At 63.7% G+C, this 11,533-nt stretch carries 12 protein-coding genes; 6 read left to right on the forward strand and 6 right to left on the reverse strand.

The annotated features are described in order from the left end of the window. The first annotated feature begins 1 nt into the window (after position 1). Genes H7F36_RS00740 through H7F36_RS00750 form a run of 3 tightly spaced genes read left to right on the forward strand, consistent with a single transcriptional unit; the run spans position 2 to position 2,694 of the window. Entirely contained in the window at positions 2-295 is a 294-nt protein-coding gene (locus tag H7F36_RS00740; RefSeq protein WP_187052889.1) for a hypothetical protein, read from the forward strand. Positions 296-319: 24 nt separating this feature from the next. Further along, entirely contained in the window at positions 320-1,531 is a 1,212-nt protein-coding gene (locus H7F36_RS00745) for a tetratricopeptide repeat protein (RefSeq protein WP_187052890.1), read from the forward strand. Continuing rightward, positions 1,531-2,694, forward strand: coding sequence for a HupE/UreJ family protein (locus H7F36_RS00750; protein ID WP_187052891.1), 1,164 nt, complete (start codon positions 1,531-1,533; stop codon positions 2,692-2,694). Before H7F36_RS00745 ends, H7F36_RS00750 begins: the two co-directional genes overlap by 1 nt. A 172-nt stretch (positions 2,695-2,866) precedes the next feature. On the opposite strand, the gene ligD is transcribed toward H7F36_RS00750, so the two are convergent. The 4 genes from ligD to H7F36_RS00770 form a co-directional block, all read right to left on the reverse strand. Next, positions 2,867-5,536, reverse strand: a complete 2,670-nt coding sequence (ligD, locus tag H7F36_RS00755; RefSeq protein ID WP_187052892.1) for a DNA ligase D — start codon at positions 5,534-5,536, stop codon at positions 2,867-2,869. Positions 5,537-5,766: 230 nt separating this feature from the next. Continuing rightward, entirely contained in the window at positions 5,767-5,967 is a 201-nt protein-coding gene (locus tag H7F36_RS00760; protein WP_222620416.1) for a hypothetical protein, read from the reverse strand. Positions 5,968-6,045: 78 nt separating this feature from the next. Continuing rightward, the gene (locus H7F36_RS00765) at positions 6,046-6,924 is read right to left on the reverse strand and encodes an oxaloacetate decarboxylase (RefSeq protein WP_187052894.1); all 879 of its coding nucleotides are present in this window, start codon (positions 6,922-6,924) and stop codon (positions 6,046-6,048) included. Positions 6,925-6,944: 20 nt separating this feature from the next. Next, positions 6,945-7,934 (reverse strand): cation diffusion facilitator family transporter, encoded by a 990-nt coding sequence (locus tag H7F36_RS00770; RefSeq protein ID WP_187052895.1) that lies wholly within the window; start codon positions 7,932-7,934, stop codon positions 6,945-6,947. 277 nt (positions 7,935-8,211) lie between these two features. Here H7F36_RS00770 and H7F36_RS00775 point away from each other — a divergent pair, with 277 nt between their 5' ends. Beyond that, complete coding sequence (locus H7F36_RS00775) at positions 8,212-8,589, forward strand: helicase SNF2 (RefSeq protein WP_187052896.1); 378 nt, start codon at positions 8,212-8,214, stop codon at positions 8,587-8,589. A 162-nt stretch (positions 8,590-8,751) separates the two neighbouring features. After that, on the forward strand, positions 8,752-9,861 hold the full coding sequence (locus H7F36_RS00780; protein ID WP_187052897.1) for an aromatic ring-hydroxylating oxygenase subunit alpha: 1,110 nt from the start codon (positions 8,752-8,754) through the stop codon (positions 9,859-9,861). Here the strand turns inward: H7F36_RS00780 and H7F36_RS00785 are convergent, their stop codons facing one another. Both H7F36_RS00785 and H7F36_RS00790 read right to left on the reverse strand, forming a co-directional pair. Beyond that, positions 9,862-10,434, reverse strand: coding sequence for a nucleoside 2-deoxyribosyltransferase (locus H7F36_RS00785; protein WP_187052898.1), 573 nt, complete (start codon positions 10,432-10,434; stop codon positions 9,862-9,864). Positions 10,435-10,440: 6 nt separating this feature from the next. After that, a complete protein-coding gene (locus H7F36_RS00790) occupies positions 10,441-11,079 on the reverse strand; it encodes an ATP-binding cassette domain-containing protein (RefSeq protein WP_187052899.1) in 639 nt (212 codons plus the stop codon). Between the two features lie 159 nt (positions 11,080-11,238). Between H7F36_RS00790 and H7F36_RS00795 the strand changes: the two genes are divergently transcribed. Beyond that, complete coding sequence (locus H7F36_RS00795; protein ID WP_187052900.1) at positions 11,239-11,502, forward strand: hypothetical protein; 264 nt, start codon at positions 11,239-11,241, stop codon at positions 11,500-11,502. Positions 11,503-11,533: the final 31 nt, after the last annotated feature.

Raw genomic sequence — 11,533 nt, forward strand, 5'->3', positions numbered from 1 at the left:
CATGAAGAACAAGCTTCTGAAACTGGGCGTCGCGCTCGCTGCGGCACTCGTGCTCACGGCCTGCGGCGGTGGCGGCGGCGGAGGTGGCTATGTGCCGATCGGGACAGCACCGCCGGCGCAGAACCCTCCGCCGCAGACCACGCAGCCCCCCATGATGGCGGATGCCTACGACAGCTTCATTTCGTATGTGAAACAGCTCGTGGCAGGTACCTCGGAGACCGCCCCACCGGCCGACGTGTCGAAGTTCGACCCGCCGCCGACATCGGAAACCAAAGACCCGGTCTCTACGCAATAGAGAAGGCTCAGTGGTCGCGTTCGCATGATCCGATACGGTGCTGTCGCAGCCTCGCTGCTCGCGGCGGTACTGTCGGTCTTCGTCGCCAGCGGCACGGCACACGCCGTGCCGCGGGTGCCGACGAGCGACAACGAGATCGTCGAATCGCTTCCCTCCGTGGCAGGCTGGTCACGCGAGGAGCGTCGTCTCCGTCGCGAACTGGTGCAACGGCCGCGCGACGAGGGCACCGCCCTCGAAGCCGCCAAAACTTACCTCGATCTCGCGCGCTCGCAAGGCGACGCGCGCTACGCCGGCTACGCCATGGGCGTGCTGCAGGCATGGCAACCACTCACGGCGACCACGCCCAACCGCATCCTAGTGATGCATGCGACGGTCGCCCAATTTCTTCATGACTTCGATGGCTCGGAGCGCACGCTCAAGCTCGCGCTTACTGCCGACGCGTCTAACGCCCAGGGCTGGCTCACGCTGGCGACGATCCTCCGAGTGCGCGGCCGCTATGCCGATTCGGATGCGGCATGCCGCTCGCTGGTCAAGCTGCGACAGAACCTCTATGCCGTGGCGTGCTTGGCCGAGAACGCGGGCCTGCGTGGCGACCATCGCGGCGCGCAGGAGTCGTTGCAAAGCCTGCTCGACAGTCCGCCGCTGAAAGATCCGCGTCAGAACGCGACGCGGCAATGGCTATTGACGACGGTGGCAGAAATCAATGAACTGGCAGGCCGTGCGCCCGCTGCCCATACCGCCTACCGCCAGGCACTGGGCGCCGAGCGCGCAGGCTACGACGTGCTGGCCTACAGCGACTTTCTGCTGAGCCAGAGCCGACCGGCTGAAGTCTTGCCCCTGCTCAAGTCCGAGCCGCGCAGCGACGCCGTGTTGTTGCGCATCGTCATGGCCACGCAACGGCTCGGCGAACAAAAGAAGTTGACCGCTGCGCAACGCGCAACGGCGCAGAGCGACGTGGACGAGCTAGCGGCGCGCTTCGATGCCGCGGCGCTTCGGCCCGGCAGCACGGTGCTGCATGCGAGAGAACACGCGATGTTCGCGCTCGACGTACAAAAGGATGCGCGCCGCGCGCTCGAGCTCGCGCGGCTCAACGTGCAATTGCAGCGCGAGCCGATCGACCTGCTTGTGTTCGCACGAGCCGCCGCCACGGCCAACGACGATGCGGCGCGTGCAGAAGTCAAGGCGTTGATGCGGCAAATCGGGCTGCGCGATGCGCGGGTCGATGCGGTCTTGTGATGAGGCGTGCCTTTGTCGTTCGCGTCCTTGCTGTGCTGGCGATCGGCATCGTGTTCATCCTTCCAGCGCAAGCCCACAAGGCCAGCGACGCCTACCTGCAGTTGAGCCGCGCCGGCGACCAGTTGAACTTGCGCTGGGACATCTCGCTGCGCGATCTCGACGCCATGCTCGACATCGATAAAGACGGCGACCAGAAGCTGAGCTGGGGCGAAGTCAAAGCACGCATGGACGACATTCGTGCCTATGCGCTGGCGCACCTGCAATTGCAGCAAGGGCGCTGCGTGTTGAACGAAGCGCAGCCGCCCGCCATCGAAAGCCGCGTCGACGGCACCTACCTCGTGCTGCAGCTGCAGTCGCAGTGCGCTGCGGGCGATCGCCTCGATGTCGACTACCGGTTGTTCAAGGAAGTCGACCCGACGCACCGCGGCTTGTTGCGCGTCGACATGGGCAGCGCTGCGGCTCCAGCGCTGCGGTCGCTCGATCCGGTGGGCGGAGCAGTTGCTGTGGCGCTGCCGCACGATGCGACGACTGCGTCACCCTCACCTGAATCCTCCGGCGACACCAGCTTTCTCCTCGACGGCATCCATCACATCCTGATCGGCTACGACCACATCCTGTTCCTGATCTGCCTGCTGCTGCCCGCAGTGCTGGTGCGCACGCGCGAGGGCTGGCGGCCGGTAGCGCGGTGGCAGCAGGCGGTGTGGCCGATGTTGGCGACCGTCACGATGTTCACCCTGGGCCACTCGATCACGCTGGCGCTGGCGGGGCTCAAGATCGTGTCGCTTTCACCGCGCCTCATCGAGCCGGCCATCGCGCTCACCATCATCGTGGCGGCGGTCGACAACATCGTGCCGGTGCTGCGCGGGCGCCGTCGCATCTTCACTTTTCTGTTCGGCCTGATTCACGGCTTCGGCTTTGCGAACGTGCTGGCCGAGCTCGACTTGCCAGTCGCGAGCTTCGTGTCGGCATTGCTGAGATTCAACCTCGGCGTAGAGGCCGGCCAGTTGATCATCGTGACCATGGCGCTGACGGTCCTGCTGGCACTGCGGTCTTGGCGACGCTATCCGCCAGTCGTGTTGCGCGGCGGTTCGGTCTTTGCGGTGATCGTTGCCGCGCTGTGGTTTATCGAGCGGGTCTTCGACCTGAAGATCCTGCCGATCTAGAAGCTCTGCTTGGAGCAGGCAGCTTGCCGACCACTTGCTCATCAGCGCTGAGTGGTCGCCGTTGCCCGCGCGGCGACTGTAGCCTGGGAAGTCAGGGGTCGAAGCGGCGCCAGCGACCACGCGCCCACATGGATCGAGCTCGACTGGCCGGCGAGCTGAACGCTCAGACCTGCTAAGTTTTTTTCGATGGGACCTTCGACGCGTTCTTCGGGAAGTCCAGCACGTCCATCGCTTCCTTCAGGCTTTGCGCCGCACCCGCCAAGTCGTCCCACGGCTTGTTGCCGACGTCGAGGCGGCCGTGAATGTTCGCGAGCTTCCACTGGTCGCCGCCGGTGACGTGGTCGATCTCGTCCCAGCCGATTGGCACCGACACGCCAAGGCCCGGCCGGGAGCGCAGCGTCCATGCACACGCCGTCGTGGCGCCGAACCCGTTGCGCAGGTAGTCGACGAAGATCTTGCCGACGCGATTGCGTGGCCCGCTCTTGGCAACGAACATCTGTGGCAACGTGCTCGCCAGATGCTGGACGATGGCTTGCGAAAAGTCCTTCACGGTGTCCCAGTCGAGTTGCTTGCGAATGGGCACCACGACATGCAGGCCCTTGCCGCCGCTGGTTTTCACGAAAGACCTCAACTCCAGTTCTTCCAGCAACACACGGACCAGCTTGGTCGCTTCCTGGATGGTCGCCCAGCTGACGCCCTGGCCGGGGTCGAGGTCGAAGGTCATGCGGTCGGGCTTGCCGATGGATGTCTTCACCGCATTCCACGTGTGGAACTCGATCACGTTCATTTGCGCTGCCGACAGCAGGCCTTGCATGGTCGGTATTTCGAGGTAGCGGCCGTGGTCGGGATCGAGCGCGGGGTCGAGCTCACGCACGCCGGGCAGCTTGTATTTGTCCAGGTGCTTTTGAAAAAACAAACTGCCGGCGATGCCATCCGGCGCACGCAGCAAGGACACCGGGCGGTTCTTTAAGTGGGGCAGCATCAAGGGCGCAATCAACGCGTAGTAGCGGACGATGTCGATCTTGGCGGCGCCGGTGCTGGCGTCCACTACGCGATCCGGGCTGGACACCTTGAAACCCGCGGGCAATGAGGTCGCGAGCGAAGGCTTGTCTGCTGCGGTCTTGGCGGTCTTGGCGGTCTTGCTGGATGCAGGCAACGATTTGCTTGCCTCCTTGGTCGCTCTTTTGGCTGGCACCTCGGCCGGCACTTCACTCGATGTCTTCCCCGACATCGACGCATTTTGAACATGCACCGGTTTCTCCCGCACGATGGCTGTCGGCGGCTTGTCCGTTCTCAGCCCATGGAACACAGAATGGCGCACGCTGCCTGTCGTCGTCCATTCGCCGAAAGAGACTTCTGCGATGAGTTTGGGCTGGACCCAATGGGCCTTGCGATCGATCGCAGTCTTCGCAGAGAACGGGCTCTTGTCGGCCGCGAGCGCATCGAGTTGCTTCCGCAATTGCGCCAGCGATTGCGCGTTGAAGCCGGTGCCGACGTTGCCTGCATAGCGCAGTGCACCCTTGTCGTCGTGCACACCCAGCAAGAGCGACCCGAGACCAGCGCGCGAACCCTGCGGATCGGTCCAACCACCGATGACGAACTCCTGCCGCTGGGTGCATTTGAGCTTGATCCAGTCCGGCGAACGGCTGGCGCGATAGATGGAATCCTTGCGCTTGCCGATGACGCCTTCAAGGCCGAGCTTGCATGCCGACAGCGTGATATCGCGGCCCGGCGCGTCGAACTCGTCGCTGAAACAGATCGCATCGGAATCGATGCCGTCGACCAGCGACTTGAGGAGGCCACGCCGGTTTTCCAACGCCACTTCGCGCAGGTCTTGTCCGCCGCAGAACGGCAGATCGAAAACGAAGTAGACGATGTCTTTGGTGCGCGCCTTGTCGAAGGCGTTCTGCAGCGCCTGGAAGTCCGGCACGCCCGCGCTGCCATGGACGACGATCTCACCGTCTAGCCAGCACGGTGGCAACCCGGCCTTGCGCAACGCTTCGGCCAGGTGCTCGAGCTTGTGCGTCCAATCGTGGCCGTTTCGGGTGAAGAGATTGACGTTGACGCCGTCGACGCGTGCCAGCAAACGGTAGCCGTCGAACTTGATCTCGTACAGCCAGTTGGCAGGGTCGGACGGTGGCGCGTCGACCAGCGTGGCGAGCTGCGGCTTGAGCGCGGCCGGGAGCTTGGCGCGCTTGATCCCGGGAATGCCGACGGGCTCGATTGGTGAGTCATCCGCCTTAGGGGTCTTCATCGTGCGTTCCCCTGCATCCGGTGCTGGCAACTTCGCGACGCTATCGGGCAGCTCATCGACCACGCTGTACTCGGTGGCGGAGCGCTCGTATGCATCGTGCTCCTTGATGAGCAGCCAGGGCGGTTGCTTGTCGGCGTCCCTGCCCTTCATGCGCACGAGGGTCCAATGCCCATGCAACTTGTGGCCATGCACCTCGAACTTGAGCTTGCCGGTGCGATAGCCTTCGCGCGCGTCGCCGATCGGCGCCCAGGTGCCTTTGTCCCAGATGATGACCTTGCCGGCGCCGTACTGCTTATCCGGGATCTGCCCTTCGAAGCTGTTGTAAGCGATGGGATGGTCTTCAACCTGCACTGCCATGCGCTTGTCCGCCGGGTCGAAGCTCGGACCCTTGGGCACAGCCCAGCTTTTCATGGTGCCGTCGAGCTCGAGGCGCAAGTCATAGTGCAGGCGCGTCGCCCAATGTTTCTGGATGACGAACTGCAGACCGCGCTTGGACTCTGCACGACTCTCGCCGCCGTCCTGCGGCTCGGGCGTGATCGAGAAGTTCCGCTTGGCCTTGTAAGGCCCGAGTGCATCGTGTTTGGCCATGGCGATGCAGCCTAAGCCCGAGTCCCCTTCATGCACTGTAGGACGGCGCAGCGTCGCTGCATGAGGTCAGGTGAGAAGCCCGAGCCTTTGCCGGCGCGCAAGCTCTGCGCCGCGATGCGGCCGAGTTCTTCGGGACAGCCGGTTGGCGGAGAGCGTTCGCGCTGCTCCGCGACGGTACAGCACTCTGCCGCCGAGCACCTTGATTCGGGCCCGGTTCGGGAAGTCGACGCTCAGTGCTTGATCAGCAACTTGATAACGTAGACGATGAACGCGCAGATCAGGATGGCGGCAACGATGCGTCCCCACGGCAGCCCGCCGTGCGACCGCGCCTGCACGAAATCCGCCCGGCTCAACGGCGTGAACTTGCTGTGGTCCGGCTTGTCTCGCGCCCAATCATGGAAGTTGTCGCGCTCGGTGTTCATGTAAGTCATTGTACTTACACCTTGAAGCACTGTTAACGCCATTCAGGGGCAAAAACATACCTCTCGTCACCTGCTGCCAAGGGCGACTCAGCGTGCGCCGGTCGCGTACTTCGCTTCCAGCGCATCCAGCGCCGGCTTGCCTACCAGCCGCTGCCGCTCCGCGAACGACACGACCAGGGCAGGGTCCTCGTCGATGCGCCCCGTCTCACGCAGCACTGTCAGCGCTTTCTGCATGCCAGCGACGGCGCCCTGCAACGCCGCATTGGCATAGAGCACCAGGCCGTAGCCCAGCCCGGCCAGTTCGTTGGCGCCGAAGATCGGCGTCTTGCCGCCGATCACCATGTTCATCAACTGCGGCCGCACCAACCGCTGCGGCAGCGCGCGAATCTCGTCGACCGTGGTCACGGCTTCGACGAACAGGATGTCGGCACCCGCTTCGCTGAACTTCTGCGCGCGTTCGAGTGCCGCCTCGAAGCCCTGGGTAGCGCAGGCATCGGTGCGCGCGAGGATGAGCAGGTCAGGGTCGGTGCGGGCGTCTACCGCGGCCTTGATCTTGGCGACGGCTTCGTCGGTGCTGATGACATCCTTGCCGGAGAAGTGGCCGCAGCGCTTGGGCGCGACCTGGTCTTCGAACTGGATGCAATCGGCGCCGGCACGTTCGAGCACGCGCACCGTGTGCCGCACGTTCAGCGCGTTGCCGAATCCGGTGTCGGCATCGACGATCAGCGGCAGGCTGACCGCGTCGCGGATTCGCGCCGTATGGTCTGCGATCTCGTGCAGGCCCATGAAGCCCTGGTCGGGCAGGCCGAACCACATGTTGGTGACGCCGGCGCCGGTGATGTAGATGGCCTCGAATCCCAGGTCCTCGATGACGCGGGCGGAGAGGGCGTTGAAGGCACCTGGCACCAGCACGCCGCGGCGCGCCTCGGCCAGCGCGCGAAGGGTTTTGCGTGGGCTGCTTGACATGAGGTGGAGGGTAACTCCCCTTAATCCTCCATCCTCCGCACTCGGTGCTCGCGCGACCAAGCAGGTGTGCGCCTCGCTGTGGCTTCCCGAGAGCTGGCCCCATCCGACTCCGGCGGGCTGCCGGCTTCGATGAAAAGGCGCTTGATCATCGGGTAGCGCGCTCGCACCTCGCGCTGCAGCGTCGAGATGGTGGCGGCCGCCTGGTCGGTGGCGGTGCCGTCGTCGAAGTCGAGATCGATGGTCACCAGCGCGTCATCGGGCCCGATGTACATCGACAGAATTTCCCCGACGCCGTTGACGCCCGGATGCGCCAGCGCCAAAGCACGAATCTCGCGCGCGGTTTCCGGGCGAATGCCCTCACCTATCAGCAACCCGCGCGACTCGCGAATGAGCAACACCGCCACGCCCACCAACAGCACCCCGATGACCACCGACGCCGCGCCGTCGAGCGCCGGCATGTCGAGCCGGTGACTGGCGTAGATGCCGACGGCCGCGACCAGCAGACCGGCCAGTGCCGCCGAATCTTCGGCCAGCACCGTGTAGGTCGTCGGGTCCTTGCTGCGGTGGAGCGCTGTCCAAAACGGCTGCCCGTGGGTCTGGCCAATAAACTGCTTCAGTGCGATGGTGAAGCTCGTGCCTTCGAAGACGAAAGCGGCGGCCAGCACGATGTAGTTCCATATTGGATCGCGCATCGGCTCGGGATTGCGAATGTGCTGGATACCTTCATAGAAAGACACGCCGCCGCCCAGACCGAAGATCAGCACCGCCACGATCAGGCTCCAGAAATAGAGCTCCTTGCCATGCCCGAAAGGGTGCTCCGGCGTTGCGGGCCGCTGGCTCAGCCTGAGGCCGACCAGCAGCAAGATACCGTTGAAAGTATCGACCGCCGAGTGAATGCCCTCCGACAGCATGGCCGAGCTGCCCGTGACGCCGGCGACGACGAACTTGGTGATGGCGATCGCCACGTTGGCGCCGATCGCGCCATAGATTGCAATTTTGGATTTGGCCATGCGTGCATGTTGACGGAACCCGGTCGATCAGCCTGTGGGACTGTCGAGCGTCAGGCTGAGTCAGCGCAATCCACGCGTGTCCCATATCTGCCGCCGTGCTGAATCGCGCGCGTACCGATGGCGTCTTTCACGCCGTCATTGTCTCCAGAACGCGAACACCGAGGTTCTCTTTTCGAGGGTTTTCCCTAGGTTTTCCGATTCAAAATTCAGCCCATGGACAGCAATCGACACCACTTCCGGACCCGTCGAGTCATCCAGAACACCCAAGGAAATTGAAATGAACAGCTCGAAGATCATCGCCGCCGTTGCACTCACACTCTTCGCCGCCGCTGGCGCGCAAGCCGAAACCTATGACGGCGTGCACGCGCTGACGCATGAAGCCAACCGCACGCAGGTGCAGGCTCAGGGCGTTGTCGCCGCACACAGCGACAACCCATACGCTGAAGGCGCCGACTCGGGTGTGCTGACGATCGCGTCGTCGACCGACCGCAGCGTGGTCCGTGCGCAAGCCGTCGCTGCAGCGCACAGCCCTAATCCGTACGCTGATGGCTACGGACAAGGCGTCTTGACGCTGGCCGGCAGCACGCTCGACCGTGCCACGGTGCGCGCACAAGCTCGCGCTGCGACACGCGGCATCAACTCGGCGTCGCTGTAAGAACCGGTGCGCGCCGGGACATAATCCTGGCGCGCAATTTGCATCCGGCAGAGCGCAGAGTAGAAGCGTTCAGCCCGGGGCGAGTTTTCGCATTTTTCGCAGCCGCGGCAGGAAATTGCTCTTTCAAGTTCGTATCCCCACACGCAACCCGAAGGACTTTTCATGCTTGTCACCCAACAACCCGTTTTTCGCAAGTTCTGGCATGCCGTTATGCCGCTGACCGAACTTGCCCACGGCCCCAAACCTTTCAAGCTGCTCGGCGAAGACATCGTGCTCTTCATGGATGCCGACGGAGAGCCGGCCGCGCTGCGCGACCGTTGCTGCCACCGCACCGCGAAGTTGTCCAAAGGCTGGTGCGTCGATGCCGAGGGCAAAGCCTGCGGCCAGGGCGCGATTCAGTGCGGCTACCACGGCTGGACCTACGACCGCAGCGGCCAGGTCGTTCGCATTCCCCAATACGAAGCAGACCGCGCGATCTCGCCCGACTACAAAACGCCGGCCTACCACTGCACCGCTCGCTACGGCTTCGCCTGGGTGGCGCTCGAAGACCCGATCGCCGACATTCCGGCGATTCCCGAATTCGACGACCCGGGCTATCGCACGATCTTCCAGTTCTACGAAACCTGGGACACCAGCCCGATGCGCGCGCTCGAAAATTCGTTCGACAACTCGCACTTCAGTTTCGTGCATCGCGGCACTTTCGGCGTAGCTGCCAGCCCGAAGCCGAGCAAGTACAACCTGGTCGAGAACGACAACGGGTTCTATGCCGAGACGGTGATCGAAGCGGTCAACCCGGAGAAGTTTCACGCCGTCAGCGGCGTGACAGAGCCGATCACGACGCGCCACATGCGCAACGCCTACTTCTTGCCCTTCTCGCGCCGGCTCGACATCGAGTATCCAGCGCCGACCGACGGGGACGGACAACCTGTCAAGCCAGGCAAGCGACACATCATCATCAACTGCTTCACGCCGATCGACGATGGCCGCATGCAGCTGTGCCAATGGCTCTTTCGCAACGACACCGAAGCCGACTGCGCCGCGCAGATGTTGACGGCCTTCGATGAAGAGATCACGCGCGAAGACAAGGACATCCTCGAATCGACCGACCCCGATGCGCTGGTCGACACGCGCCGGCGCGGCGTCGAATATTCGATGGATTCCGATCGGCCCGGCATGCTGATCCGAAAGCATCTGATGCAATTGCTGTCCAAGCATGGCGAGGCCGAAGTCCACCGCGCCATGAAGGTCGTCACGCTACGGCAGGCCGCCTGATCAGACGGCTTTGTCGTCCTTATCACCGCTGCCATTGAGCATGTCGCGCAGCATTGCAAGCGCCGCTTCCGCCGTGGGCGCCATGGCGGTCGAGCGCGTCAGCATCAGGTTCATGCGCTGGCCCAGGCCTTCGACCAGCACGCCGCTTTGGGTCTCGCGCAGATTGCCGTCCGAACCTGGCGTGGTCGGGATGACCGCGGCCACGCGGCCGGCGTAGGTGCCTTCGGGCACGCCGTACGTGACCACCGGCTTCTGCAGGGCAACGGCAAAGCCGACTTCGAAAGCCGTGCCCGAATCCGGCTCGACACCTCGAAAGCTCATCAAGTTGGCGATCACGCCGTCGGCCTCGTGCATGAGCGCCACGTTGCCGTCGTAGATGCGCTGCGCCATTTCATCGTCGGTTCCGACGAATCCTTCGGAAATCCCGCCATCGGACGGCACCAGGCCGACCATGCCGAGACGTTCGCAATGGGCCAGCAAGCTCTGGAAAATCTGCTTGCTGTCGGGAAAGAAAACGTCGGGCCCGGCGAGGTAGACGCGCGGACCGCTGGCCCTGGCTTTCATTTCTTGCATACCGTCTCAAGCCAGCGGCAGTTCGATAGTGCCAGCCAGCAGAACCTGATCGATGCGCTCGGCGCTGGCGATGACAATAGCGCGCTCAGACGAGTTGGCACGCTCTCCCACCACGCGCCACAGGCAGCGAATCGAGCCCGCGTCGAGCGCACTCGTCGGTTCGTCCAGCAAGGTCAACGCCCGACCGGAAGCCAGCGCGCTCGCCAGCCAGACCTTGCGCTTGGAGCCGGTCGACAACATGTACATCGGCTTGTCGATGTGCGGCGTCAACGAAAACCCATCGACCATGTCTCGCCACGCGCGCTCGTCGAATGCCGCGTCGCCCTCGCGCAAGGTCGCCGTGCATGCGCGCGCCGTCACCTGATCGAAAATCGATGTCGCCGAATCGACGAAGAACACGTTGCGTCGATAGGCTTCAGGGCTCTCGTCCAATCTCACGCCCGAGAGCGTCAATCGGCCGCCGGCGGGCTGCACGCCGGCCATGATCCGCAGCAAGGTCGATTTGCCGCCGCCGGTATCGCCGAACATGAGTGTCACGCCGGAGCCGATCGATGCAGACCAACCACTGGCAAGGGGCGATTGCTCCGGATAAGTGAAGTTCAAATCCTGTATTCGCAGGACGGGGAGATTCAACGCGGTGTTCATCGGCGCCACCGTACCTCAATGCCGAAAGCCGACCTGCGGAACCGCCGTTCAGCAGGCTCTTTGTAGGAAAGCTTCTCGTGTTGAGGCCGACACGTCGACGCGTTGCTACGAAGCGCGTTGAACAGGCTCCACAAACACACCAACATCCCCGGAGTCACCATGCGAACCCACGTTCTTGCCATCGCCGTTTTATCTTTTGCCGTCCTGAGCGGTGCCGCCGAAGCCAAGGGCTGTCTGAAGGGCGCTGCAGTCGGTGGCGTCGCGGGCCACGTCGCCGGCAAGCATGGCGTATTGGGTGCCGCAGCCGGTTGCGCCATCGGCCACCACGAAGCCGCCAAGAAAGACAGCGAGTCTGCGGCCAAGGCGCAAGCTCAGGCAGCCACGCAATCTGCTGCAGCACCAACCCAGCCGCTGAAGAAATAAGACACCCGCAATCGACCCGCGTCGGCCAGCC

The organism is Variovorax sp. PAMC28562 (assembly GCF_014303735.1).
In the GTDB taxonomy this organism is placed as follows: domain Bacteria; phylum Pseudomonadota; class Gammaproteobacteria; order Burkholderiales; family Burkholderiaceae_C; genus Variovorax.